The 25,692-nt window shown below is 32.8% G+C and carries 23 protein-coding genes; 13 read left to right on the top strand and 10 right to left on the bottom strand.

The genetic code is table 11. The features are described 5' to 3' along the window. Positions 1–13: 13 nt before the first annotated feature. The gene (locus AC5ZCW_RS19000) at positions 14–1,810 is read right to left on the bottom strand and encodes a hypothetical protein (RefSeq protein WP_496121260.1); all 1,797 of its coding nucleotides are present in this window, start codon (positions 1,808–1,810) and stop codon (positions 14–16) included. Positions 1,811–2,008: 198 nt separating this feature from the next. Then, positions 2,009–3,565, bottom strand: a complete 1,557-nt coding sequence (locus AC5ZCW_RS18995; RefSeq protein ID WP_343545080.1) for a hypothetical protein — start codon at positions 3,563–3,565, stop codon at positions 2,009–2,011. Positions 3,566–3,673: 108 nt separating this feature from the next. On the opposite strand from AC5ZCW_RS18995, the gene AC5ZCW_RS18990 reads away from it, so the two are divergent. Beyond that, positions 3,674–6,064, top strand: a complete 2,391-nt coding sequence (locus tag AC5ZCW_RS18990; protein ID WP_496121259.1) for a penicillin acylase family protein — start codon at positions 3,674–3,676, stop codon at positions 6,062–6,064. Positions 6,065–6,176: 112 nt separating this feature from the next. Here AC5ZCW_RS18990 and AC5ZCW_RS18985 read toward each other — a convergent pair whose 3' ends face one another. The 5 genes from AC5ZCW_RS18985 to AC5ZCW_RS18965 form a co-directional block, all read right to left on the bottom strand. Continuing rightward, positions 6,177–6,620, bottom strand: coding sequence for a hypothetical protein (locus tag AC5ZCW_RS18985; RefSeq protein ID WP_343545082.1), 444 nt, complete (start codon positions 6,618–6,620; stop codon positions 6,177–6,179). 161 nt (positions 6,621–6,781) lie between these two features. After that, positions 6,782–8,230: a serine hydrolase gene (locus AC5ZCW_RS18980; RefSeq protein WP_343545083.1), complete on the bottom strand. Its 1,449-nt coding sequence runs from the start codon at positions 8,228–8,230 to the stop codon at positions 6,782–6,784. A gap of 318 nt (positions 8,231–8,548) precedes the next feature. Next, positions 8,549–10,057 (bottom strand): serine hydrolase domain-containing protein, encoded by a 1,509-nt coding sequence (locus AC5ZCW_RS18975; RefSeq protein WP_343545084.1) that lies wholly within the window; start codon positions 10,055–10,057, stop codon positions 8,549–8,551. 75 nt (positions 10,058–10,132) lie between these two features. Further along, positions 10,133–10,927 (bottom strand): helix-turn-helix domain-containing protein, encoded by a 795-nt coding sequence (locus AC5ZCW_RS18970; protein ID WP_343545085.1) that lies wholly within the window; start codon positions 10,925–10,927, stop codon positions 10,133–10,135. 61 nt (positions 10,928–10,988) lie between these two features. Next, positions 10,989–11,582, bottom strand: a complete 594-nt coding sequence (locus AC5ZCW_RS18965; protein WP_343545086.1) for a GNAT family N-acetyltransferase — start codon at positions 11,580–11,582, stop codon at positions 10,989–10,991. Positions 11,583–11,798: 216 nt separating this feature from the next. Between AC5ZCW_RS18965 and AC5ZCW_RS18960 the strand changes: the two genes are divergently transcribed. Further along, positions 11,799–13,142: an FAD-dependent oxidoreductase gene (locus tag AC5ZCW_RS18960; RefSeq protein WP_343545087.1), complete on the top strand. Its 1,344-nt coding sequence runs from the start codon at positions 11,799–11,801 to the stop codon at positions 13,140–13,142. Positions 13,143–13,234: 92 nt separating this feature from the next. On the opposite strand, the gene AC5ZCW_RS18955 is transcribed toward AC5ZCW_RS18960, so the two are convergent. After that, positions 13,235–14,752 (bottom strand): helicase HerA-like domain-containing protein, encoded by a 1,518-nt coding sequence (locus AC5ZCW_RS18955; protein ID WP_343545088.1) that lies wholly within the window; start codon positions 14,750–14,752, stop codon positions 13,235–13,237. A gap of 381 nt (positions 14,753–15,133) precedes the next feature. Between AC5ZCW_RS18955 and AC5ZCW_RS18950 the strand changes: the two genes are divergently transcribed. The 8 genes from AC5ZCW_RS18950 (at position 15,134) to AC5ZCW_RS18915 (ending at position 21,607) form a co-directional block, all read left to right on the top strand. Continuing rightward, entirely contained in the window at positions 15,134–15,958 is an 825-nt protein-coding gene (locus tag AC5ZCW_RS18950; protein WP_177211948.1) for a MotA/TolQ/ExbB proton channel family protein, read from the top strand. Between the two features lie 44 nt (positions 15,959–16,002). Then, the gene (locus AC5ZCW_RS18945; RefSeq protein ID WP_177211949.1) at positions 16,003–16,614 is read left to right on the top strand and encodes an ExbD/TolR family protein; all 612 of its coding nucleotides are present in this window, start codon (positions 16,003–16,005) and stop codon (positions 16,612–16,614) included. A 19-nt stretch (positions 16,615–16,633) separates the two neighbouring features. Then, complete coding sequence (locus AC5ZCW_RS18940) at positions 16,634–17,194, top strand: ExbD/TolR family protein (RefSeq protein WP_343545089.1); 561 nt, start codon at positions 16,634–16,636, stop codon at positions 17,192–17,194. Between the two features lie 38 nt (positions 17,195–17,232). Further along, a complete protein-coding gene (locus AC5ZCW_RS18935; RefSeq protein ID WP_343545090.1) occupies positions 17,233–18,033 on the top strand; it encodes an energy transducer TonB in 801 nt (266 codons plus the stop codon). Beyond that, positions 18,033–18,263, top strand: a complete 231-nt coding sequence (locus AC5ZCW_RS18930) for a hypothetical protein (protein ID WP_111365906.1) — start codon at positions 18,033–18,035, stop codon at positions 18,261–18,263. The genes AC5ZCW_RS18935 and AC5ZCW_RS18930 overlap by 1 nt, the downstream gene beginning before the upstream one ends. Before the next feature lie 2 nt (positions 18,264–18,265). Beyond that, positions 18,266–19,189, top strand: a complete 924-nt coding sequence (locus AC5ZCW_RS18925; RefSeq protein ID WP_496121258.1) for a PstS family phosphate ABC transporter substrate-binding protein — start codon at positions 18,266–18,268, stop codon at positions 19,187–19,189. A 16-nt stretch (positions 19,190–19,205) separates the two neighbouring features. Then, the gene (locus AC5ZCW_RS18920; RefSeq protein ID WP_496121257.1) at positions 19,206–20,873 is read left to right on the top strand and encodes a tetratricopeptide repeat protein; all 1,668 of its coding nucleotides are present in this window, start codon (positions 19,206–19,208) and stop codon (positions 20,871–20,873) included. A gap of 101 nt (positions 20,874–20,974) precedes the next feature. Continuing rightward, positions 20,975–21,607 carry a 7-carboxy-7-deazaguanine synthase QueE gene (locus AC5ZCW_RS18915; protein ID WP_198855500.1) on the top strand — a complete coding sequence of 211 codons (633 nt, stop codon included), beginning with the start codon at positions 20,975–20,977 and terminating at the stop codon, positions 21,605–21,607. Positions 21,608–21,683: 76 nt separating this feature from the next. Here the strand turns inward: AC5ZCW_RS18915 and AC5ZCW_RS18910 are convergent, their stop codons facing one another. Together AC5ZCW_RS18910 and AC5ZCW_RS18905 are read right to left on the bottom strand one after the other, a co-directional pair. Beyond that, entirely contained in the window at positions 21,684–22,229 is a 546-nt protein-coding gene (locus tag AC5ZCW_RS18910; RefSeq protein WP_496121255.1) for a YfiT family bacillithiol transferase, read from the bottom strand. 16 nt (positions 22,230–22,245) lie between these two features. After that, on the bottom strand, positions 22,246–22,953 hold the full coding sequence (locus AC5ZCW_RS18905; RefSeq protein WP_496121254.1) for a class I SAM-dependent methyltransferase: 708 nt from the start codon (positions 22,951–22,953) through the stop codon (positions 22,246–22,248). Positions 22,954–23,024: 71 nt separating this feature from the next. On the opposite strand from AC5ZCW_RS18905, the gene AC5ZCW_RS18900 reads away from it, so the two are divergent. From AC5ZCW_RS18900 to AC5ZCW_RS18890, 3 genes are all read left to right on the top strand, one after another. After that, complete coding sequence (locus AC5ZCW_RS18900; RefSeq protein ID WP_250348398.1) at positions 23,025–23,519, top strand: YkgJ family cysteine cluster protein; 495 nt, start codon at positions 23,025–23,027, stop codon at positions 23,517–23,519. A gap of 99 nt (positions 23,520–23,618) precedes the next feature. After that, positions 23,619–24,854, top strand: coding sequence for an ABC transporter permease (locus tag AC5ZCW_RS18895; protein ID WP_496121253.1), 1,236 nt, complete (start codon positions 23,619–23,621; stop codon positions 24,852–24,854). A gap of 384 nt (positions 24,855–25,238) precedes the next feature. Beyond that, entirely contained in the window at positions 25,239–25,490 is a 252-nt protein-coding gene (locus tag AC5ZCW_RS18890; protein WP_496121252.1) for a hypothetical protein, read from the top strand. Positions 25,491–25,692 lie beyond the last annotated feature (202 nt).

The following is a 25,692-nucleotide window of genomic DNA, read 5'->3' as shown; positions in this document are numbered from 1 at the left end:
GGGGTTTTCAATTTTAAACCAACTCTGAAACGGGAATTTTAATACCAACTAATTCTGATTTACAAGAATCGAGTTGATCAAGATGACCCTTAAAGACTGACGTCGATTCAAATAAATTTTTATAATACTCAATTCCATCTAACAGATTAGATTTAAAAGTAGTCCATTTTTTAAGCTGAGCTGTTGTAAGTTCTCCAGAAATAGACTGAAGTTCATTTCTAAAATATTCAACATACATTTTAAGCTCTTTTATAAATAAGTTCGGGCGGTCTGTTCTAATAATCGATTTGCCTTGATAAATATGCTGGATCATTTCTTTTAAAGAAACCTCCTGATCAAAATAAGCCAAATTCGGCCCAGGGCAAATTACTACGCCTTGAGCCTGACCTTTTATCTTAATATCATTTTCCAGATATGAAGCATTGGCTAAACCAACACACAAACATGATTTTTCGGTGATTTTGATTTTGCTTTTTTCAAATTCGTCATTAGTTAGCGAATCTTTCTTTGCTTCCAATTCTTCAAGTTTAATATCCTGATATTTTTTTGAAGCTGTGCAAATTCCATGCGGGTCGTATTCCTTGCTCAATGCTAAAAATTTCTTCGGACAAGAACTTCCAGCTTTATTTTCATGAATTCGTTTTTGCTTTAAAAACTCATTTGTAGTTCCTTTCAAAGTATTAAAAGGAACTCCAAGTGGCGAAATATTACTTAAGTAAAAATCATCTTCTTTGGCATTCATCAACAAATTGCGAGTTTCTTTATCGACAGACGTTGCTTCGGGAACTAATAAAAAAGGCGAACCCCAACCTACAGAATCGACTTTATATTCGTCTAACAAAAATTCATGTTCTACAGCAGTTCCAACACCGCCTTGAACCGTAATTTTTAATTCTAAAGGATTTTCAGGAGTAGGCTGATTTTTTGCCTGTAAAGCTTTAATCATTAAATCGTGGGCCGATTGTATCAATTGATCTTTTTTCTGCTTGAATTCCTCTAAAATGGTCCCTAATAAGAGCCCATCAGTTGCAAAGGCATGTCCGCCGCAGTTCAATCCCGATTCAATTCGATATTCTGAAACCCAAAGTCCTTTTTTCGCCAAGAAATTTCCTTGAATCATTGCTGATCTAAAATCGCTTACTTTTAAAATGATTTTCTTTTTTAGTTCGTTATTTTCATTCGGAAAAAAATCTTTGAAGTTTTCGAAATAACCAAACAACCTTGGATTCATTCCAGCAGAAAGAACTACAGAAGATTCCAGGTTACTATTGGCAAAACCTCTTAAAGCTGCGTGTGCGTCATTAAACTCAACTGGAAGCTGTTCGTTTTTGATAAAATTATCTTTGTCTAATTTCGTCATGATATTCACATCGATTTCTCCTGGAAAAAGATGCGACTCAATGTAATTTTGAATGTTTTCTTTAAAAGCAATTCCGTCATCCAATAAAGCCTGAAATCCCTTTTTAATATCAGAAGTATTCGGCAGCATTGACATGAAGTTTTCTAAAGCCGTTTTGCTTTCTGCCAATTCTGTTTTGAAGTTTTCGAATTTCTCTTTTACAATTTTATCGACTAAATTTAAATAAGAGGTAATTCTTTCAGCGCGGTAGTCATGAAATTTTTGAGTAATTTCTTCGTAAGGAATATTGAATTTTGTGCTGTAAAAATTACGCATCTTTTCAATCAGATCATCGTCTGCCAAAGCAACAACCGATGAAATTCCGTACTGCGCTACTCGAATCGGACTGTCTATGGTATAAGCAAGTCCCATTACTGGAATATGAAAAGTATGCAGATTATTTTTTGTCATTTGTATTCGGATTAAAATAGGAACAAATGAAGAAAAATAAATTGTCCTAAAACCTGATAATTGTCAGGTTTGAAAGGGATTGCGGATATTGCAAAAAGATTGCCTCGAATTGCACAAATTTTCTCGAATTTTTCTTTTTTTCACACTGCGAATAAAAAATTAGTGCCAATTCGTGCAATTCTTGGCTAAAAAAAACTCCTAAATCAAAATCTTCTTCAAGGATTCAGCAATGCTTCTCCACAAAAGATTGTAGAATGATCTATCTTGAAGCCTTTCTACTTCGACTTCGGCGGATTTGGGTTTTTCTTTCGAATCGTTTTTGACTAGTAAATTAGCAACTGCTGTTTTGAGTTTAGCTTCTTTTTCAGGATTTTTCTTTTGGTATAATTTGACTTTCAGATCTTCATAATCTAAAGAAGCATTTCCTTTCGATCCGTTGTCGTTTCCGTAAAAATTAAAACGGTATTTATTGAAAGTTCCGGTAAAAGTACTGTTGATGTAGGGTTTAGTGAATCTTGTCATAGCTCCAACATCAAAATTTGAAATCACACCTTGAATATGAAATCCGTCACTTTTGTCCAAAACATTAAAACGCCAATCGACATCAAGCGGAGAGTTTTTCATAAAAATACATTTGACTTTGATTTTTACATCATCTGTTTTTTTCAGACCAAAACCACTTCTTAAATTAGTTGCTTGCAGATTGAATCTATCGAAAGTTAAAACTCCTGGACCTTTGGCAAAATCAAGTTCTTCTTCATAAACCAATTTCGATTTTAAAACTTGTAATGTGTCAACTTGAAGCGGAAATTTCAGATTTCGCAATAAATGATTATAAAGATATTTTTTGCTTGGATCGTCTTTCAGCATTTTTCCGCGGTAGATATTAGCGTCAAAATGATGAATGATCAGCGAATTTGCTTTGAAATAAAACTGGTTATTTTTGAAACCCCAGTCCATTTTTGCGACTTGAGCCGAATCAAATTTTAAATTGTAAATATCCTTTTCTTTTTCAAGACGTTTTAAAAATTCTCGACGCTCAAATTGAGGCAGATTTGAGAAATTATTAATCTTTAAAAAATTCTTTTCGGTACTTATTTTTCCAATGTTGATGTAATAAAAACCATTTGGTCTGTAAAATAAACTGTCGCAAACGAGAGCATATTTTTTATATTGAATCGGAATTTTTTCTTTTAAAGTTGCATCGGTAATTAAAATGCCTTCTAGTTTTAAAAGTATTTTTTTTATGCTAAAAATAGGTTTATCTGTGTCTAAAGAAACAACATCAACCGATCCGTCGTTGAGGTAAATATTAGAAACTGCAATAATTTTTCGAAACGGATCAATAATTTCTTTTTCAATGCTTTTGCTATTATTGATGAGTTTTTCGCCTTTTTTGTATAAAATGATTCGCGGTTTATTGATAATTATACTTTCTGCCTGAATGATATCGCGAAAAGCCAAATCCCAAATATTGAAATGTTTTATTGTGATAGATTCAATTTTAGAAAAAAGTCCATTTTTGCTGTCTTTCGGTTCGTTTTTTGGACTGACAAGTAAAGTCTGTGCATTAATATTTCGAGAAAAAAGAGAGACTTCAATTTTCTCATAATTGATATTATATGCGGTTTTATTTTTTTCGTGAATAATGATTGGAAGCTGTTTTTTGATCCAGTAATTCAACCCGACATTGGCAAGAATTACAAGTGTAAGAAGAGAAATTAAGACAATCGCTATTTTTTTATATACAGACATTTATAGGATTAATTTTAAATACATAAATTTAGACTTTTAAAGACTATTGTCTCTTATAAGATTTTTAAGAAAAGTTACATTATTACGAATTTCATCCTTTTTTAAAATATGAGAATAATTAAAAAAATCCTGCTGACATTATTGGTTCTTATTGTAATTCTTGCGATTGGTTTATGCGCTTACATTTTTCATCTAAAACCGAAATATGAAGGCTCTTTGCAATTGAATAATCTCGAGAAAGAAACCACAGTTTATTTTGATGATTTTGGAGTGCCTCATATTTATGCCGATTCTGAAAAAGATGCTATGACTGCACTTGGCTATGTACATGCGCAGGAAAGATTATGGCAAATGGAATTGTTACGTCGAATTGCTCCAGGACGTTTATCTGAACTTTTTGGCGGTGTAGCGCTTAAAAATGATAAATTTTTTGCGGGAATCGGAATCGAAGAAGCTTCGGCAAAAGCCATTGCAAAATTGGATAAAAACAGTGAAAGTTATAAATTGACTCAAGCGTATTTAGATGGAATCAATCAATATCTAGAAGAAGGAGTAACGCCAATCGAGTTTACTTTGGTGGGTGTAAAAAAGCAAAAATTTACCATAAAAGACGTTTATAATATTTTTGGATATATGTCTTTTAGTTTTGCCATGGCTCAGAAAACAGATCCTTTGTTAACTGATATTAAAAATAAATATGGGACTGCTTATTTGAAAGATTTAGGTATTGAAGGAGAATTTAATAATACAAGAATTAAAATCTCAAAAGAGAAAACAGAAGAGTATACCGAGATTTCAAAATCTATAACTGCCATGTTGGATCAATCTCCAATTCCTCCATTTGTTGGAAGCAATAGCTGGGTTGTTGGGCCACATAAATCAAAAACAGGAAAAGTTATTTTTGCTAATGATCCGCATATTGGATTTTCGCAACCTGCAACTTGGTATGAAGCACATATTGTAACACCAAAACATGAATTGTATGGATGTTATTTGGCTGGAACTCCGTTTCCGCTTTTGGCGCATAACAGGGATTACGCTTATGGTTTAACGATGTTTGAAAATGATGATATCGATTTTTACCAAGAAAAAAATAAAGCAGATGATCCTTTTCAATATCAAACACCAACAGGTTTCAGTAAATACGAAATCAGAAGAAAAACGATTAAAGTAAAAGATTCATCAGATGTTGTTTTGGAGGTTAAGATTACTCGTCACGGACCAGTTATGAACGATTTTATAGATCTTTTAGGAAAGAAGAATCCAATTGCAATGTCTTGGACGTATACGAGAGAGCCAATTCAAATTTTAGATGCTGCTTACGGGCTTTCGCATGCCAAAAATACAACTGACTTTAAAAAGGCAGTTTCTTTAATTGCAGCGCCAGGATTAAACGTAATGTATGGCGATGCTAAAGGAAATGTTGCTTGGTGGGCAAGTGGGAAATTGTACCGACATAATGAGGGTGTTAATACGCATTTGATTTTGGATGGTTCAAGCGGAAAAGATGATATTACGAAGTTTTTAGATTTTGAAGAAAATCCATCAGCTGAAAATCCAGAATGGGGATATGTGTATTCTGCTAATAATCAACCAGAAGCAATAGATAATGGTTATTTATATCCAGGATATTATCTACCGGAAGATCGTGCAAAAAGAATTTCAGGAATTTTAGATGCCAAATCAGATTGGGACAAAGAAGCCATCAGTAAAATGATTTATGATAATACTTCTGATGTTGCTGTTGAAACGACTAAAAACTTAATTGCAAGTTTAGATAATAAATCGCTTTCTGATAAAGAAAAGGAGGTTATAAATGCTTTAAAATCTTGGAAAGGAACCACAAATATTGAAGATGTCGCGCCAACGATTTACAATAAATGGATTTATTTGTATTTGAAAAATACATTTGAAGACGAAATGGGGAAAGACGATTTCAATTTGTTTTTGGGAATTTCTCTTGGAAAACAAGTTATTGCCAATCAGATAAAAAATGAAAATTCGGTTTGGTGGGATAACATCAAAACAAAAAATATAAAAGAAATCAGAACAGACGTTGTTTCAAAATCTTTTCATGATGCTGTTGTTGCTCTGCAGAATCAGCTAGGTGAAAATATTTCAGAATGGAATTGGGGGAAAGTACATACAGTAGAACACGAACATCCATTAGGAAAAGTCAAAGCGCTTCGCGGATTGTTTAATGTTGGGCCATTTAATTCTCCAGGTTCAAATGAGGTAATCAATAATTTATTTTTCGGATTTAACGATGAAGGTAAATATTATACCAAAGGTGGACCTTCAACCAGAAGAATTGTAGATTTTTCAGATGTAGAAAACAGCTGGAGTATTTTGCCAACTGGCCAATCTGGAAATCCGTTTAGCAAACATTACGACGATCAAGCCGAAATGTACAATGCAGGAAAGTTCAGAAAAATGAAATTAAACAAAGACGAAATCATAAAAACATCAACAAAACTGATTTTAAAACCTAAGAAGTAGGTTTTTTGTTTGAGGTTTTTTGTTTGAGGTTTCATGTTTCAGGTTTGAAGTTACAGCCTTTGTCAAAGTTTAAAACTTTGACAAAGGTTAAGAACCTCAGAACCTTAGCACCTTATTTAGAAATATATTTCCCAAGCACAATATCATTTGCAAAAATGTTCAGATTATTAATCAGAACCCTATTGTTGGTCATGACATTTTGAGTCTGATAAGCAGTGTCTTTTTCGTAAGCTTTTAATAAAGTTTCCAGTTCAACTTCGTCAAACACTACAAAACTATTGTAGATCGCATCTCTAAAGTTTTTATAGTTAATGCTCTGCGTAATTTCCATTGCCTTTTGTTCGTTCCAGCCTTCTTTTGCCGAAGCTTCATTTATTTTTGAGAGACAGAAATCAATTACGTAGTTTTTGTAATGAGTAGCTTCAACAATTTTATCGATTATAATTTTGTTTTGCTGGCTAGGCATTAACGGTTGATTGCTTTGAGATAAAGATTTGAAAGAAACAAATAGGCATAGCAAGACAGTTAGAAAACGATAGTTTTTCAAATTTTTCATAGGTTATTCAATTATTTTGGGTGAGGCTAAAATAATATTTAAAAAAAATAATTCACCGAATTTGAATGTCCCAAGTTGTAACAAAAAACGGCTCCGAAAAAATAGATTTAAAACCTACTTTTTCGGAGTCATTTTTAAAAATTTAAACTATAATTATGCGTCTATTTTTTAGAAAGTTCTTCTAAAACTTTTTTTCCTCCTTGATTTGTAGGATCCAATTCAACAGATTTTTTATAGTTGACCATTGCTAGTTTTTTGTCTCCGTCAGCCAAATATGCTTCGCCTAAACTATCATAAGCATTTCCAGATTTTGGGAAAGTCTCAACATTGATTTTGAAAACTTCAATGGCTTCTTTCTTTTTTCCAGTTTGCAATAATTGATATCCAACTCTGTTCATGTCACCCTCTTTAATGGCATAAGTTGGATCATTTTTAAGTTTTTTATAAGTATCTGTTCCTGAAATAGCTCCTTTTTCATTATAAACATCTAATAGATCAAGAGCCAGAGATTTTTTGGGCTGATTAAAGGGCTGATTGTATAAAATATTGCGAATTGCTGTGTTCATTTCTCCCAAAACAGTTCCGCCGGTGTTATTCAATAAAACGATAAGAATTTTATCTTTTGGAATGCGAGAGATAACAGTATTAAATCCGTTGATACCGCCACCATGTTCAATAACAGTTAATTTATCGTTGCCGTTTGGCACTTCATAAGTTGACCATCCGTATCCGTAAAAACCATTCCACGCTTTAATGTAAGGTTTGAATAAAGATTCCATCGATTTTTCAGAAAGCATTTTATTGGTATAAAGCGCCTGATCCCACAAATTTAGATCTTCTACAGTAGAGTATAAAGACCCAGCTGCATACGGAATGCTCATGTCAATATAAGAGGCATTAACAATTTTCTTTCCTTCTTTTTCATAACCAGCTGCTCTGTTTTTTAGAATCACATCGCTATGATCGTAACCAGAATTCACCATTTTTAAAGGATTAAAGATTGTTTCTTGTAAATTCTGCTCATACGTTTTGCCTGTAATTTTTTCGATAATGTAACCCAATAAAAAATAACCCGAATTGCTGTAATTGAATTTTTCGCCTGGAGTAAATTCTAGCGGTAGACTAGAAAATGTTTTTACAAAGGCTTCAGGCGTATATGGATTTTTTGCTTTGTCTCTTAGAAAGTTTGGCGCGCTTGTGTAATTAGGAATACCTGAAGTATGTGTTAGTAAATGGTGAATAGTGATTTTGTCGCCGTTTTCTTTTGGATAGTCAGGAAGATAAGTTGTAATAGGAACATCTAGTTTTATTTTTCCTTCTTCTGCCAGCTTTACAATTAATAGAGCGGTAAATTGTTTGCTTATAGATCCCAATCTGAATTTAGTATCAGGCTCATTCGGAATATTCCACTCCATGTTTGCAGAACCAAAACCTTTTTTGAAAATTACTTTCCCGTTTTCGGCCACCAAAGCCGAACCATTAAATTGTCCGTATTCGTTGTATTTGTTTAAAAGCTGCTCAATTTGTTGTGCTTTATCTTGAGCGAAAACGCTCATTGCTGAAAGCTGAAAAGCGACAAATAGTGCAATAAGTTTGATTGATTTTTTCATAATGGATTGATTATGGTTTTAGATTAATGAAATTCGTTTTTGATTGATGATTGAAACTTCTTAAATGAAATAAATAAGGTGTCCTAAAATGTTAGACGACTGATTCGCGATTTGGTTTCAAGATTAACCCAAATTTTTTATTTTTTTCAGAATATAAAAAAGTAAGAGCACAGACCAGTTACTTTAAAAGTAGATCTATGCTCATAACTAACAAATATTTTTAAACACAATTAATTAGTCAAAACTTTACTTATATATAATAAAAAAAGGATAAATAACTTTAGCATGTTCTTGTATTGATATTCAATTGTATGTGAATTATTTTGTTTCGATCTCAACTATTTTCTGACCATTTTCTCCTAAGTAATGCACCACGATATTTTCGTAAACTTTATAACCGTCATCAACATTGGTAAAAATGACTAAACCTTGTTTGGTTTTTGGAAGCAAAACAAAAATGGTTTGGACACCTTGATCTGCACCGCCATGAGACAAAGCATAATTTCCATTTCCTAAATCGTAAATTTCGAAACCTAGACCAAAATATTTATTCTTCTTGGTCTGAACTTGATGCGAAATCATGTCTTCAGAAACTTTTTTGCTTAATCCTTCGTTGTTCATGATGCTCGATAAAAATCTGCCATAATCTTCAATCGTGGTCAATAAATCGTCTGCTGCATTTGCAGATTTATTTTTTGTTGGTTCATAAGCATTGCCGTTTTTGTCATAATTGACGGCGTATCTCGAAAGGTCTATTTTATCATTCCAAATTAATTGAGAATCGGTCATTTTTAAAGGTTCAAAAACTAATTCTGAAGCCAATTGATCTAATGTTTTGTGGAATTTTTTCTCTAATGCTTTTCGCAGATATTCAAAACCTTCTCCAGAATACTGGTATTGTGTTCCAGGTTTGAATTTGAAATCTAGTTTTTTAGACTCGTTAAAAGATCTCCAATTTGGAAAACCTGTTTGATGGCTCAAAACAATTCTTGTAGTCAGTAATTTTAAATTTGGGTCTTTTTCAATATCAGGATCAATCCAATATTTGTAAAGAGGTTCGTCTAAATCCCATTTTCCTGCATTTACTAATTTCAAAACGGTCATAGCAGTTACGGGTTTTGTCAATGAGGCTACGTTCCAGATCGTATTGTAAGGTGCTGAAACTCCTTTTTTAAGTTCACCAAAAACTTTAATCTGTTTTAGTTTTCCATCTGTAATAATTCCAATTCCTAAAGCGGGAACATTATTTTCTTTCAGCCATTTTTCGGTTTCCTTATCATTATCAAAAAGATTTGATATGCCAGCAGTAGAACTTGTCATTTGATGATTATAACTAAGCGATCGGGCTAATTTCCATTCTTTATTTTTTAAAAGCCATAAATGGGTAAATTTGGCAAAGCTTCCAGCTTGTTCTTTATTTTCAGCAGAACTTTCGTAAAAACGATGCGTTCCCATTTGAATGGCACCATATAAAATGCCATTTTTATATAAAGGATAAATTTCTGTGCTTCCGTCTATTAATTCTCTGCGATAATTATATTTTCTTGTTGGAGAACAAATTCCGTTTTGAAACGTTTTCAAAAACTTAGCCTTATCAGAAATACTGTCTTTGTCGTGATAAAATTCAAAATCTTCCGTGTAAAGATTCTCAAATTGTTTTACATCGCAGGTATTAAAACCAATATTGAAAAGAAGACTGTCTTTTGAAACAATGGTTTTATATAAAGCTGAACTTTTAGCTTCCTGAGAAAATCCAAATTGGATTTGAGCGAATAAAATTCCAACTAAAAGAAATTTTAACTGAAAAAAAGATTGATTGATTTTCATTTGTAATTGATTTTGATTGATGGTACTGCAAAAGTAAATCAATCAAAATCTACAAAATTGTACAAATGCGAAAACTTATCTTTTGTGAGAAAGAAAATAGGAATCAGGATCGAATGTTTTCGGAGTGGTTTTAGTTACATCTTTAAACTTTTTGATAAAATGAGACTGATCAAAATATTTATTGTAAAGTGCAATATCAGTCAGTTTTAGTTTTTCTAAATCAGAATTTACCATCTGATCGACTGATTTTCTGAATTTCAAGATTTGGATATATTTTTTAAGTGTTAATCCGGTTGCGGTTTTAAATTTGATTTGCAATAATCGCTGAGAAGAATTCAATAATTTGCTAAGTTCTGAAATTGAAACTTCAAAGTCTCTTAATTTTATGATTTCGCAGATTTTTTCAATTATATTTTTCTCAGAATGTAAGTCGGATAATGTTTCAAAATAAGTATTCACAGTGTTTAATACAATTTTAATATCAGCATCAATTTGAATTTTGAAAGGCAGTTCTGCAGTGTCAATTTTAATAATCGAATCTGTAAAATTGCTTAAATCGTATTTCGGAAACATAGAAAGTGTCCAAGTTTGAAGTTGAACAATAGTAACTTTAGTTTTTGGATGAATATTGACTAAAACTTTATTAGTCATTTGCGAACAGAAGTAAACGCCTGCGTTCATTGCATATTTAGCTTTACTCGTATGAACTTCAATAGAATTTCCAGTTATAATAGCTAGATTAAAACAGCCGTTTGGAAGAACGAGTTTGTTCTCGATTAGGCCTTCGCCGATGCTGTTGTCGAGACACCAGATTTTATTGATGAATCTTTCCGTTTTTGGAGTTACATAATGTTCGGAGTATAGCTGCATTTTAGTATGCGATTTCATCATTTGAAATCGCATACTAAAGTACAGTTTTCTGAATTATTGTTTAGATAAACTTTCCAAAATTATCTCGTTTAGTATTCTGCCATTCTTCCAAAATTACGCTGTAGTAAACATCAGTTTTACTTTTTCCTTCAGAGTCGACATAATTGTTTCTAAAAACGCCTTCTTTTACAGCTCCCAATTTTTCAATAGCTTTTTGCGATTTTATATTTTCAAGATCGGCACTGAATTGTATTCTTCGAAACTCAATTTTCTCAAAGCCAAAATTCAATAACTCATATTTGCACGCTTTGTTTAAACCTGTTCCTTGAAATGCTTTTCCGTACCAAGTCCACCCAATTTCACATTTCTGACTCGCATTATTTAAATAGCCATACCGTGTGCTTCCCGCAACTGTGTTTGTAGCTTTGTCTATAATAAGGAAGGGATAGCAAATTCCTGCCGCTTTCTGTTGTAAAGTATTCTGGATATAGTTTTCAAAATCCTGATCATTTCGAACATACATTCCCATGTATTTCCAGATTTCATCATCAAAAATGATTTCTTTGAGTTCTATATTTCTTTCGCTTTCAAAAGGAATCAAAAGCACTTTGTCATTTTCTAAAATAATGTCTGATTGTAAAATTTCGATGTTCATGATTTCTGTTTTACTAATTGTATAAATCTAATAACGAAATTAAATGTTTAATTTCTGTAAATAAATTTAATAAAACAACAATTTGTTATATTTATAAAATATCAAAAAACAGGATAATGTTTGTGAATCACTATTTACGAACAATTTGTTCATTTATTTTACGGCTCATGTATTATTATTAGTTATTTTTACGACCCAATATTAGATTTTCCCTCGATGCAAACATCATTAAAAATTGCTGTAGTTGGTTCTGGACTTGTAGGGTCGCTTCTGGCAATTTATCTTAAAAAAGCTGGACACAGCGTTCACGTTTATGATCGTAGTCCAGATATCCGAAAAATAAATTTTTCTGGTCGTTCTATTAATTTAGCAATGTCCAACCGTGGATGGAAAGCTTTGGATGCAGTTGGCGTTGGTGATTCGGTTCGAGAAATTGCAATTCCGATGGACAAACGTGCCATTCACTTGGTAGACAAATTAAATTTTCAGAATTACGGTCAGGAAGGCGAATCTATATATTCTATTTCAAGAGGAAAATTAAATCGAAAAATGATCGATCTTGCCGAAGAAGCTGGAGCAGAGTTTCATTTTGAACAGAAAGTTTGGGACGTCACTTTAAACGATGCGACACTTCATATTGGTGAAAGCGAAAGAGGCGAGTGGGAAGAAAGAAAGTTTGATATGGTTTTTGGCGCTGATGGAGCTTTTTCTAGAATTCGTCACAGAATGCAGCGTCAGAGCATGTTCAATTATTCGCAGGAATTTTTGAATATGGGATATAAAGAATTAAATATTCCGGCAAATCCAGACGGAACACATAAATTAGATAAAAACTCATTTCATATTTGGCCAAGAGGCGAATACATGTTAATTGCACTTCCAAATCTTGATGGAAGTTTTACTTGTACTTTGTTTATGCCTTTTGAAGGAGAAAACTCTTTTGAATCATTAACAGACCGTAAAATGGTCGAAGATTTCTTCGAGAAAAATTTTCCAGACTCGATTGAAGTAATTCCAGAACTGGCAAATGATTTCTTTAAAAATCCAACCAGTACTTTGGTTACTATGAAATGTTTTCCGTGGACTTACGAAAATAAAATTGCTTTGATTGGAGATGCCTGTCACGCGATTGTTCCATTTTACGGACAAGGAATGAATGCTGGTTTTGAAGATATCACTGTTTTGAGTGAAATGATTGAAAAGTACCAAGACGATTGGAAAAAAATATTTGCAGAATATCAGATCTCTAGAAAACCAAATGCAGACGCCATTGCAGAGCTTTCATATCGAAATTTCTTAGAAATGAGCACCAAAACGGCAGATGAAAAATTCTTGCTGCAAAAGAAAATAGAAAAAGTTTTTTCAGACAAACACCCAGATAAATGGATTCCGCTTTACAGCCGTGTTACTTTTAGTGATCGTCCGTACGCCGAAGCTTTAGCAATCGGAGATTATCAAAATGCGATTATGGAAGAGGTTTTAAAACTCGATAATATCGAAAATATATGGAACACGCCTGAAGTAGAAAATAAGATTCTGGAATTGTTAGAAAATAGATAGAATTTTTAAACCATATAAGTGATATAAGTTCGTTTAAAATCTTTATAGAAAGTATTATATTGACTTATATCGCTTATATGGTTTAATTTTTTTTATTTTTTGAAGATTTTGGTTAGCACACCAAAAACACCCCTTATAAAAGTAGCGCTTGTTACGACTTTCAAAACAGATTTTGTAACAACTTCTGTTGTACTCGGTCCTGCTTTTGATGATTTGGCAGGAGCTTGTTCTTCTTGTTGGGCAGCGACTTCTGCTGCATCCGATAATTTTTTGGTTAAGATTTCAAAAGCACTTTCACGATCGATTTCTTCAGCATATTTTTTAACTAGTTTCGATTTGCCATTTATTTCGTCAATTTCAGATTGAGATAAAACATCCATTCTACTCATTGGTGCACGCATCATCGTGGCCACAAGAGGAGTTGGAATTCCTTTTTCGTTAAGCGCCGTAACCAAAGCTTCTCCAATTCCTAAACTCGTTAATAATTCATCCGTTTTATAATAAGGAGAAGTAGGGTAGTTGTCTGCTGTTTTTTTAATAGCCTGGCGATCATTTGCAGTGAAAGCCCTCAAAGCGTGTTGGATCTTTAATCCCAATTGGGCCAAAACACCACTTGGAACATCCATTGGATTTTGCGTTACAAAATAAATTCCAACACCTTTAGAACGAATTAATTTTACAATTGTTTCAATTTGCTCTAATAAGGCTTTGCTAGCTTCATTGAAAATTAAATGTGCTTCATCAATAAAAATGACTAATTCAGGTTGGTCTGCATCTCCTTTTTCGGGCATCTTCTGGTAAATTTCAGCCAAAAGACTCAGCATAAAAGTTGAGAATAATTTAGGTTTATCCTGGATATCCGTCAAGCGGATGATATTAACGTAACCTTTTCCGTTTTCGTCAATTCGCATTAAATCATCCGTTTCAAAAGACAATTCGCCAAAAAACAAATCACCGCCTTGCTGTTCCAGTTCTATAATTTTTCTAAGGATAGTTCCAGTTGTGGCAGTCGAGATTTTACCATAACTAGCAGCAATTTCATCTTTACCTTCTTCTGTAATATAATTGATTACTTTTTTAATGTCTTTTAAATCAAGAAGAGGCATCATGTTATCATCACAATATTTAAAGATAACCGCTACAACTCCGGCCTGTGTGTCATTCAGATCTAAAATACGCGAGAATAAAACAGGTCCAAATTCAGAAACTGTCGCACGCAAGCGTACACCATTTTGTTTAGATAAAGACATCAACTCGACAGGAAATGCGGCTACATTATAAGGTATGTTTATTTTGGCATGGCGCTCTGTGATAAAACCTTCTTCTTTACCTTCTTTGGCTATACCGCTAAAATCTCCTTTAATATCCATCATTAATACAGGAATTCCTGCATTAGAAAGTTGCTCAGAAAAAACCTGAATTGTTTTAGTTTTTCCTGTTCCAGTTGCACCAGCAATTAATCCGTGTCGGTTTAAAGTTTTTAGCGGAATTTTTACATGGGCTTCTGCAATTGGCTCACCGTCAAGCATTGCGCCTCCAAGTATAATACTGTCTCCCTTCGAAGAATACCCTGTAGTTATATCTGAAATAAAATTCTCTTTTTTATTCATGTTTTTATTTGTAATTTAGATTGTTATATGAGTATTGCTTTGTTTTTGGGTACTTTTTATGTGGTTTTTTTTAGTAAGAAAAAGCTTTTTTTGATTGAAAATTTAATAAAAAAAAAATTCGCAGCTTTTTAAGAAGATATCAAAGGAATCTTTGAATATTTACTAAAACGTTGTAATTTTTCTAATTATCGTCCTTTTTTTTGTTTTATCTAAAAAATGATACCGGCAATTTAATGAGATATTTTTTAATTTGAAGTTAAATTTCGGTCAATTAAATTAAAAAAAGTTTTTTTATTTAAACTAAACGTATAAATTTGCTCCTCTACAAGTTAAATATAACTAAAAAATAAAAATTATTTAAAACTATTAAAATTAAAAAAAATGGCAAACGTTAAAGTTAAAAAAGAAAGCACTTCAAATGGCGGAGGAATGATCACAGGAATCATTATTGTAGCGTGTATCTTAGTAGGGGTGTTTATTTGGAAAGTAATCATGGGAGATGCTGCGAACTTCGAAGGAGGTAATCCAGAAACAGGACATCCAATCAATACATTAGGACAAGTATATAAAGGAGGTTTCATCGTACCAGTATTATTAGGTATGTTTTTAATGGTTGTTGTTTTTTCTATTGAAAGATTTATTGTTATCGGTAAAGCTGCAGGAAAAACTAACCTTGACAAATTTATGAAAAGCGTTCAAGGTAGTATTAAAGAAGGAAACATCGAAGCTGCTATCGCTTCATGTGACAAACAACAAGGTTCAGTTGCAAACGCAATTAAATCTGCTTTGGTAAAATACCAAGATGTTAAAAAAGAAGGATTCAACAGCGAAGAAGCTTCAGAAGTAATCCACAAAGAAATTGAAGAGGCAACTTCATTAGAAATGCCAATGTTAGAGAAAAACATGACTATCATCTCTACTTTAGTATCTTTAGGTACATTAGGAGGATTATTAGGAACTGTATCTGGTATGATTAAAGCGTTTGGTGCGTTAGCTTCTGCTGGTACTCCTGACCAAGCTGCTCTTGCAACAGGTATCTCTGAGGCACTTATCAACACTGCTACAGGTATCTCTACTTCTATCTTAGCAATTGTTTCTTACAACTTCTTTACTGCTAAAATTGACGATTTAACTTACTCTATCGATGAGGCTGGTACTACTATCGTTAATACTTACAGAAAATTCAGAGGAAGTTTAAGACAATAATTAATTTTTGATTTTTCACAATCAAAAAAATAAAATAAAAGATAATGGCTAAAATAAAAATGAAAAAAAAGTCTACATCGACAGATATGACTGCGATGTGTGATGTAGCGTTCCTTTTGCTAACGTTCTTTATTTTGACCGCTACTGCTAAAGTGCCTGAGGCATTGCCTGTAGATATGCCTGCTTCTGTTGCTATAACTAAATTGCCAGATACTGATTTGGCTATTATTACAGTAGGAAAAGGGAAAGTATTTTTTGACATCAAAGGAAGAGAAGTTCGTAAAAGAACTCTTGAAGGTATGGGTGCAAAATATGGTATTGAATTTTCAGAAGAAGATAAAACCAAATTTGCATTGATGGATGATTTTGGTGTGCCAATTACAGGTCTTAAGCAAATCATTGATATGAAAGCGGCAGACAGAACTAAAGCAAACCAACCTGGAATTCCTTTGGATTCGTTAGATAATCAATTAAAAGACTGGCTTCTAATTTCTAGAAGAGCTACAATTGATTTAGATGATAAAGAATTGCAGATTGCGATTAAAGGAGATGCTAAAGAGCAATATCCAAAAATTAAAAAAATTATGGATATTTTGCAAGATCAGAAAATCAATTCCTTTAACTTAGTTACTGGTAAGAGAGGAAGAGACTTTTAATTAAAAAATATACACTAAGATGGCTGAATTAAATACCGGCGACGGCGGTGGTGGTAAAGGTGGTAAAGTAAGAAGTAAAAAGCAAAATTCGAAAGTCGATTTAACGGCGATGGTGGATTTGGCATTCTTATTGATCACGTTCTTTATGTTAACTACTTCGTTGTCAAAACCTCAATCGATGGATTTGTCTTTGCCAAATAAAGACGATGATCCAAATAAGAAAACTGAGGACACCAAAGTAGACGAAAATCGTACCATGACAGTAATGTTAGGGGAGAATAATAAGATGGTTTACTATATGGGGTTATTGGCAACACCAAAAGTGGGACCAAAAGATATTGCATATGGTAAAGATGGCATCCGTAGAGAATTATTAAAACAAAAGAAAAATGTTTTAGCGTATTCTACTGCTTTAGGGAAACCTAAAAACGGAATCATTGTGATCATTAAACCAACGAAAAAATCAAATTACCGTAATTTGGTTGATATCTTGGATGAAATGGCTATCACTGGAGTTGAAACGTATGCAATCGTTCCTGAGTTTACACCAGAAGAAACAAAAGTGATAGATAAAAAATAAGAGCAATCTTAAATTTTATCGACTTAAAATCAAGAAGTATGAAATTAGATATTATAAAAAATCAGTGGCTTGATATCGTATTCGAAGGTCGTAATAAGATATATGGTGCATATGAGCTGAGAAAATCAAACGGAAAAACAACTGTGAAAGCACTTGTTATTGGTTCTCTTATCTTTAGTGCTGCTATTGCTGCTCCTCTTATTGCAAGTTTCTTACCAGACTCTGCAGAAGAAGAAGAGGTTAAAGAGGTTAAGATGGCTACGGTAAAATTACCTCCAAAAAAAGAGGAAATTAAACCTAACATGCCACCGCCACCGCCACCGCCACCAAAAGTGGATCAGGTAAAATTCGTTAAACCTGTGGTTGCTAAGGCAGAAGAAGTAACTGAAGACCCACCAAAAATTGTTGATTTAAAAGACAAAAAAGTTGGTGCTGAGACTATCAAAGGAGATCCAGACGCAGTTTTAACTGTTGATGAGCCAGTTGGAAAAGGACCAGTAGCAGAGGTGGTACAAGAAGATAACACTGTATATAACACAGCTGGTATCGAAGTAAAACCAGATTTCCCAGGAGGTATTGATAAATTCTACAAATTCGTAGGAAACAATTACAAAACTCCAGAAGAAGAAGGTTTAAAAGGTAAAGTTTACGTTACGTTTGTAGTTGAAAAAGACGGGTCATTAACAGATATCAAAGTTTTAAGAGATATCGGTTACGGTACAGGAGCAGAAGCAATTCGAGTTCTTAAAAAATGTCCAAAATGGACTCCCGGCGAGCAAAATGGTAAAAAAGTTAGGGTATTATACTCTCTGCCTATTACTATTCAATCTGCAGAATAATGTTAAAAGATATGCTTAATAATATTCAGAAGAAATCGCTCAAAGAGCGATTTCTTCTTGTTTTAGGAATACTGTTTTTTTTAATATATCTTGTGCTCGGTTTAATGATTATGTTTTGGGAGAAACTTCCGCTAAACATGGAATGGAAATATAGATATGCTTTTGGAGGTTTACTGATTGTATATTCGGGAATAAGATTTTTAAGATTAATTAATTCAAAGGAAGAATAATTATGTTGAAATATAGTAAGGCTCTAGGTTTGATCGTTTTTGTCTTTTTGTTTGTCATGTGCAACCAAAAAAGCAATAATGAAACTAATAAAGAAACCATTTTAAAAGGATCACTTGATATTACGGTTGATGAAACAGTAAAGCAAATTGTAGATGATCAGGTAGCTGTTTTTGAGGGTACTTACTATGATGCAAAAATTACGGTAAAACCAAAATCAGAAGCTGAAGTAATTAATGATTTATTAAATCAAAAAGCTAAAGTTGTAATTACAACTCGTGATTTAACTAAAGAAGAAAAAGCACGTTTCGATAAAAGTAAAATTAATCCTAGGGTAACTCCTTTTGCGCACGATGCGATTGCTTTTATTTCAAACAAAAGCAATAATGATACTCTAATTGCGTTGAAAAGTGTAATCGATTTTATGCAAGGAAAACCAGATGGTAAAATTAAAGGTCTTGTTTTCGATAATCCTAATTCGAGTACTGTTCGTTACATGAAAGATTTAGCGAAGATTGGTGAAATACCTAAGTCGGGAGTTTTCTCTTTTAAAACGAATAATGAAGTTATCAAATTTGTTTCTGAAAATGAGGGAATGATTGGTGTAATTGGTATTAATTGGTTTTATCAACCAACACCTGATATGACTGAAACGATTAATAAGATTAATGTCCTTTATGTTAAAGGTTTGGATAGTAATGAATATTACAGTCCTACTCAAAATGACTTAGAAATTGGAAAATATCCTTTGGCACGTGATTTGTTTATTATCAATTGTCAAGGTTATTCTGGGCTTGGAATGGGGTTTGCTTCATTCATAGCAGGAGATATTGGACAGCGTATCGTTTTAAAATCTGGATTGCTACCGTATAAAACTCCAGGGCGTAAACTTAAAATTAGAAGTGAAATTATAAAAGATAAAGAATAAATTAATTACGATAAAGATGAATAAATTTAAAATTTTTAGTCTTGCATTAGTTGCCTCAGCCACTGCAGCAAAAGCGCAAGACATCAACCAAGCAAAGAAGGCAATAGATGCTGAACAATTTGATAAAGCAAAATCGCTTCTTAAATCAATTATTAAAGCAAAACCGTCAGATGGTGAAGCTAATTTTGTGCTAGGGAATGTTTATTTAAACCAATCTGTTGTTGATTCTGCAAAAATCTATTACAATAATGGATTACAAGCTTCAGACAAGAAAAACTTAAGCTATATTGGTTTAGGTCAGTTAGATCTTGATGCAAAAAATGCAGCAGCGGCTCAAGCTAACTTCGCTTTAGCAACTAAAGACATGAAGAAAAAAGATGTAAATGAATTTATTTACATCGCTAGAGCTTATATGAATTCTGAAAATCCTGATTATAAAAGCGCTACAGATATCTTAAAACGTGCTTTATTGATTGATCCACAAAATGCACAAGCACTTTTAGCAATTGGAGATGCTTATTATGGAGCAAACAATCAAAATGATGCTTACAAAGCATACCGTGACGCTTTTACAGCTGATAATACTTTGTTGAGAGCTAAAATGCAATTAGGAGTTTTGTTGAAAGGAGCTAAATCTTACGATGAAGCAATTAAATCTTTCAATGAAGTTATCGCTTTAGATGCTAATTATGGACCAGTTTACAGAGAGTTAGCTGAAACGTATTACAAATGGGCAAGAAACAAACCTTCTACTGCTAAAGTTAATTTGCAAAACGCAATTACAAACTACGAGAAATATTTAAGTTTGACAGATTACTCTCTTGATTCTAAAATGCGTCATGCTGATTTCTTGATCTTAGTTAAAGATTACAAGCAATTGGAAACTGTTGCTAACAAAATGATTGCTCAAGATAAAGTGAATCCTAGAATTTACAGATATTTAGGATATGCTGCTTATGAGAACGGAAATGTTGATGTAGCGATTAAATCTCTTCAAGATTATATCAATACTCCATCTAACAAAGTAATCGGTAGAGACTACTATTATTTAGGACTTTCGAAAATTAAAAAAGGAACTGGAGCTGATGGTACAGTAGATCAAGCTGCTTTTGATTCAGGTTTGGCTGATATTAAAAAAGCTATTGAATTAGAGCCTTTAGTAGTTGAAGAATTTGCTGACTTTGGAAAAGAATTGTTTAGTAAAAAACAATATGGACAAGCAGCTTCTATTTTCGAACTTGGTGCAAGTAATCCAGAGTCTAAAAACTATTTGGACGACAGTGTTTATTATGGTATCTCTTTATATTATGGTAATGCTAGCAAACCAAAAGAAAGCCGTGATGCTGTTGCTCTAGGGAAAGCTGATGCTGTTTTTGATAAAATTTTGGCTACAGCTCCTAGTTATGATGAAGCATATTTATACAAAGCAAGAATTAATTCTTTATTAGATAAAGATGATTTAATCATTAAAAACTATGAAGAATATGTTTCTAAAATTTCAGCAAAGGGTGCAGAAGAAGTTGCTAAACCAGCTGTAGCAAAGAAATTTGTAGAAGCTTACAATGGTATTGGTGCTGCTTATGCTAATACAGATAAAGCTAAAGCTATTGAGTATTTCAATAAAACTTTAGTTTTAGATCCTGCAAATTCATATGCTACACAATCTATAAAAGCTTTAAAATAATTAAGTTTTTAAAAAAGAATAGAAAACCGATAGTTCAAAAAAACTATCGGTTTTTTTGTTACGTATTTTATTGACTATCTTTGCACTCTTAAAATATTAAAATGTTACCAAAAGAAATACAATTAGAAGTAAATAAAGGAGCTATGCTTCCTTTGATGGAAGAATTCTATACCATTCAAGGAGAAGGTTCGCATACAGGACGAGCTGCTTATTTTATTAGGATTGGGGGATGTGATGTAGGTTGTCATTGGTGTGACGTGAAGGAGAGCTGGAATGCTGAGCTTCATCCGCCAACAAGCGTGGATTTAATTGTTGAAAATGCAGCAAAATATGCAGATACTGTTGTTGTAACTGGTGGAGAGCCTTTGTCTTGGGATATGACACTTTTGACAAAACGTTTAAAAGAGAAAAATTTAAAAGTACATATTGAAACTTCTGGCGCTTTTCCATTGTCTGGAACGTGGGACTGGATTTGTCTTTCGCCAAAAAAGAATAAACTGCCAACACAAACAGTATATGACAATGCGCACGAATTAAAAGTGATCATCTATAACAAACATGATTTTATTTTTGCCGAAGAACAAGCAGAATTAGTGAACGATAATGCGATTTTGTTCCTTCAGCCAGAATGGAGCAAAAAAGAAGAAATGACTCCACTTATTGTTGATTATGTTATGAATAATCCAAAATGGAGAGTTTCATTACAGACTCATAAATATCTTAATATTCCGTAAAAACAGAAAAATCTCTTCACATGAAGAGATTTCTTGTTTACTAGGAGTGTGTAACTGTGTAAAAAGGGAACATTTGTTAATCCCATTTTTTGTATTCTTTTAATGTGGTAATATGTGCTAAATGATGGTTCCCATGCCAAGCATACATTCCAATCATTCTTTTGAGTTTAATTTCTGAATTGTCGACTGGATGTACAAAAGTTTTTTCCAAATCAGATTCAGATAAGTTTTTCATAATATACCCCAATCTAAAATGAAGTCCTTTCAATAATTCTATGGTTGGCTGAATAGGCATTGTTAAATTATCGTTTAATTCAGACCAAAGAACTTCATCATATGGTTTAATGACAGGATTGTTTTCAGTCAAAGCCCATTTAAGGCGAATGTAACAATTCATATGACTTTCAGCACAATGATGAATAACCTGTCTCACGGTCCATCCGTTCGGGCGATAAGGAGTATTCAATTCTTCATCAGTTAAATGAATGGTTTCTTTTGCTAATTTTTCTGGAAGCGTTTCAATTTCTCTAATTTTTTCAGAAAGATATTCCAAAGAAAAATGTTCTGGTTCAATAAATTTTCCGATAGGGTATTTTAATTTCTCTAAATCTAGTTCGTTCATTGTTTTTTAGTTTGTTTTAAATGGAAAGTCTAGCTAAATAATCATAATGTTCACCTTCAAGAATAAGTTCGCAATTTAAACCATTGGCAATTGCTGCATTTTGAAGCGTATTGTAATCCAAATATAACCAATCAAAAGATTCTTCTTTTTCCCCTTTATAGCTAATATTAAAAACAAGTTCACCATAATAGTCATTTTCAGACGGAATCCATTTGCCGCCGTCTTCATCTTCATCAAACATATAAATGATATCAGAGCTATCAATTAAAATTTGGCCTCCTGGATTTAGAAGTGATTTTAATTTAGTTAAGTAAGAATTGCAGTTTTTTAATTTACCAAAAATACCTGTTCCATTCATTAAAAGAAGGATTGTGTCAAATTTTGCCCCTTCAAAATCTAAAATATTTTCAACTTTAGCGTTTTTAATTCCTCTAAGAAGACAGGTTTCAATTGCTTTTTTTGAAATATCAATAGCGCTTACTTCTAGATTGCGCTCATTTTGTAGTGATAACGCATGACTTCCAGCTCCGCATCCCACATCTAGTATTTTTCCTTTAGCCAATTGTAAAGCCTTTTGTTCTATTTTTGGCATTTCGTTATAAGTACGGAAAAGGTATTCAACACTCATTTCGTCTTCTTCAGAAATCGAAGTTTCGGTAATGATGTCCTCAGGTGAATTTTTGGTGTAAAAATCAAATATTGCTTTTCCAAAAAGATCTTTCATGTTTTAGTTCAAAGATTAAGGTTTCAAGTTCAAAGTTGTTTAATTTTGCACATCAACTTTAAATTTTAAACTTGAAACAGATTTTAAATAACTTAAGTAAGTTAGCCAAAGATAAGCATAACGAAAATAAAAAGTATTTCGATAAGCTTAAAAAGAAACCGCCTAAAAATTTAGATTACATTATGCAAGATTTGCACGATGCAGAATTTAAAAGAACGGATTGTTTGAAGTGTGCTAATTGCTGTAAAACAACAGGGCCATTATTTACTTTGGCGGACATCGAGCGAATTTCAAAACATTTTAGGCAAAAGCCACAGCAATTTATAGATCAGTATTTAAGAATTGATGAGGATAAAGATTATGTTTTGAAAAGTGTTCCTTGTACGTTTTTGGATAATGAAAACTATTGTATGATTTATGATGTTCGTCCAAAAGCCTGTCGCGAGTTTCCTCATACAGATCGAAATAAATTTTACCAGATTTCAAATTTGACTTTGAAAAACGTCGAAATTTGTCCAGCGGCATATAATATAGTAGAAGAAATGAAAAAGAAATTGCCACTATAAATGAAAATTGGCAATTGTTTGCAAGAATATCTCAATTTCTCTTTTTAAAATGTACTTTTGAGAAAGGAATAATTAAAGAACCCAAAGAAGACTTATAATTTGAATTTAGAATATTTTATAGCCAAAAGACTTATCACTGCAAAAGATTATAAGAGCAGTATTTCGGCACCCATTATAAAAATTGCTATTTCTGCAATTGCAATCGGAATAATTATGATGATTGTTTCTGTAGCAACTGGAATAGGTTTGCAGAAAAAAATCCGTGACAAAGTTTCGGCTTTCAATGGGCAGGTTATAATTTCTAATTATGATAATAACAATTCGGAAGTAACGACAGTTCCAATTTCAAAAAAACAAGATTTCTATCCTAACTTTAAATCCGTTCCAGAAGTAAGCCATATTCAAGCAGTGGCAAGTAAAGCGGGAATTATAAGAACAGAAAATGCATTTGAAGGAATTATATTTAAAGGAGTAGGATCCGATTATGATTGGAATAATATTAAAGAATATATTGTAGAAGGTAAATTGCCTGATTTTACAAAAGCACTAAATGAAGATGTTATTATCTCAAGATTCCTTGCAGATCGTTTGAATTTAAAAATTGGAGATCAATTCAACACCTTTTTTATAAAAGAAGAACAAGGAAAACTCCCAAACAGCCGACGATTTAAAATTGCTGGAATATTTAATTCCGGTTTTCAAGATTTTGATGCTACATATATTATTGGCGATATTCGACACATTCAAAGAATCAATAAATGGAACGAAGATCAAGTTGGCGCATTTGAGATTTTTGTCAATGACTTTGGCGAAATTAAAGCAGTTGGGAATAAAGTGTACGAAGCAACTTCGTCTAACCTGGATACGAAAACAATTATAGAGAAATACAGTTATATTTTTGATTGGCTTGAGTTGTTTGATTTTAATATCATAATCATTTTAGGAGTCATGATAATGGTTGCTACTATTAATATGATAGTAGCGCTCTTAGTTCTTATTTTAGAAAGAACCCAAATGATTGGAATTCTAAAATCAATGGGAGCAAATAACTGGTCGGTTCGTAAGATATTTTTATATAATGCCTTCTACTTAATTCTTCGAGGACTGTTCTGGGGGAATTTGATCGGGATTTCAATTCTGTTAATTCAGCAACAGTTTGGAATAATTCAGCTGAACCCTGAAAACTATTACGTAAACCAAGCTCCAGTATATCTAAATTGGATCTATATACTGCTGTTAAACTTGCTAACTATTGGAGTTTGCTTTTTAGTGTTGTTAATCCCATCTTATATAATAACTAAAATATCTCCAGTAAAAGCAATTCGCTTTGACTAAGTAAAAAGTAAAATCCTAATATCTAACCCGACAGTTTTTGAGAAGCAGTCGGGTTTGTTTTTTTATGCATATATATAAGTATGATTTGAATATTATGATTTTTCAGGAGCTTAATCCCGCTATCCATTACAATCTTTTGTGCCGAACCTCGGCACAAAAGGATTTCCACTCCTATCGGGGCTAATTAAACCTGTTTTCATAAAGAGGCTTTCGGGGAAAGAGGAGTTTTAAAAATTAAAAAATCATATAAAAACAGAGATGAAGCCTGAAAACTCTGTAAAATGTAGAAGGAAAACTTCGCGTAGAATATGAAAATCACAACATAATCAGTAAAAACTTACACGTATTGAAAAAACTTTGAGATGTAAACCGTCCGTTATCAGAGTGTTAAGAAAAAAGGAAAAAAAAGATGGAAAAAAGCTGGGCAAAAGTGTTGGAAAAGCGGAAAAAGGTTCTACTTTTGCACCCGCAACAGCGAAAGGCGCTCTTCGAAATACCGGCAGGAAGGAAGGATCTGAAGAAAAGAAATTTTCGAAAAAAAAAGATTCGGAAAAGCTTGCGGGATTCGGAAATGCTTTCTACATTTGCACCCCGCAAAACATGGAAAGTTCATTGATAGATTGGGAGAAGAATTGAGAGAATGAGGCGAAAAAAAAGCTTCAAATTTTTTTTAAGTTTTTCTTGCAGGAAACAAAAAGAAGTTTTAGTTTTGCATCCGCTTTGAGAGATAGGCGAAAGACAAAGAAATTACGTTCGTAGACATATTGAATTGACAGCCGTCCCGATTGATCGGGACAGAAATATAAGAGTAATGGAATCGAGAGATTCGAAAAAGAAC

It is taken from the genome of Flavobacterium sp. PLA-DH12, assembly GCF_059511845.1.
The sequence above is the reverse complement of the archived record's forward strand: the minus strand, read 5'-3'. Positions and strand labels throughout refer to the sequence as shown.

Coding starts and splice junctions, on each gene's coding strand:
- AC5ZCW_RS18975 (WP_343545084.1), bottom strand. CDS start 10,057: ATGAAAATCAATCAATCTTTTTTTCAGTTAAAATTTCTTTTAGTTGGA.
- AC5ZCW_RS18915 (WP_198855500.1), top strand. CDS start 20,975: ATGTTACCAAAAGAAATACAATTAGAAGTAAATAAAGGAGCTATGCTT.
- AC5ZCW_RS18965 (WP_343545086.1), bottom strand. CDS start 11,582: ATGAACATCGAAATTTTACAATCAGACATTATTTTAGAAAATGACAAA.
- AC5ZCW_RS18970 (WP_343545085.1), bottom strand. CDS start 10,927: ATGCAGCTATACTCCGAACATTATGTAACTCCAAAAACGGAAAGATTC.
- AC5ZCW_RS18925 (WP_496121258.1), top strand. CDS start 18,266: ATGTTGAAATATAGTAAGGCTCTAGGTTTGATCGTTTTTGTCTTTTTG.
- AC5ZCW_RS18990 (WP_496121259.1), top strand. CDS start 3,674: ATGAGAATAATTAAAAAAATCCTGCTGACATTATTGGTTCTTATTGTA.
- AC5ZCW_RS19000 (WP_496121260.1), bottom strand. CDS start 1,810: ATGACAAAAAATAATCTGCATACTTTTCATATTCCAGTAATGGGACTT.
- AC5ZCW_RS18935 (WP_343545090.1), top strand. CDS start 17,233: ATGAAATTAGATATTATAAAAAATCAGTGGCTTGATATCGTATTCGAA.
- AC5ZCW_RS18980 (WP_343545083.1), bottom strand. CDS start 8,230: ATGAAAAAATCAATCAAACTTATTGCACTATTTGTCGCTTTTCAGCTT.
- AC5ZCW_RS18955 (WP_343545088.1), bottom strand. CDS start 14,752: ATGAATAAAAAAGAGAATTTTATTTCAGATATAACTACAGGGTATTCT.
- AC5ZCW_RS18940 (WP_343545089.1), top strand. CDS start 16,634: ATGGCTGAATTAAATACCGGCGACGGCGGTGGTGGTAAAGGTGGTAAA.
- AC5ZCW_RS18960 (WP_343545087.1), top strand. CDS start 11,799: ATGCAAACATCATTAAAAATTGCTGTAGTTGGTTCTGGACTTGTAGGG.
- AC5ZCW_RS18910 (WP_496121255.1), bottom strand. CDS start 22,229: ATGAACGAACTAGATTTAGAGAAATTAAAATACCCTATCGGAAAATTT.
- AC5ZCW_RS18920 (WP_496121257.1), top strand. CDS start 19,206: ATGAATAAATTTAAAATTTTTAGTCTTGCATTAGTTGCCTCAGCCACT.
- AC5ZCW_RS18950 (WP_177211948.1), top strand. CDS start 15,134: ATGGCAAACGTTAAAGTTAAAAAAGAAAGCACTTCAAATGGCGGAGGA.
- AC5ZCW_RS18930 (WP_111365906.1), top strand. CDS start 18,033: ATGTTAAAAGATATGCTTAATAATATTCAGAAGAAATCGCTCAAAGAG.
- AC5ZCW_RS18995 (WP_343545080.1), bottom strand. CDS start 3,565: ATGTCTGTATATAAAAAAATAGCGATTGTCTTAATTTCTCTTCTTACA.
- AC5ZCW_RS18985 (WP_343545082.1), bottom strand. CDS start 6,620: ATGAAAAATTTGAAAAACTATCGTTTTCTAACTGTCTTGCTATGCCTA.
- AC5ZCW_RS18905 (WP_496121254.1), bottom strand. CDS start 22,953: ATGAAAGATCTTTTTGGAAAAGCAATATTTGATTTTTACACCAAAAAT.
- AC5ZCW_RS18945 (WP_177211949.1), top strand. CDS start 16,003: ATGGCTAAAATAAAAATGAAAAAAAAGTCTACATCGACAGATATGACT.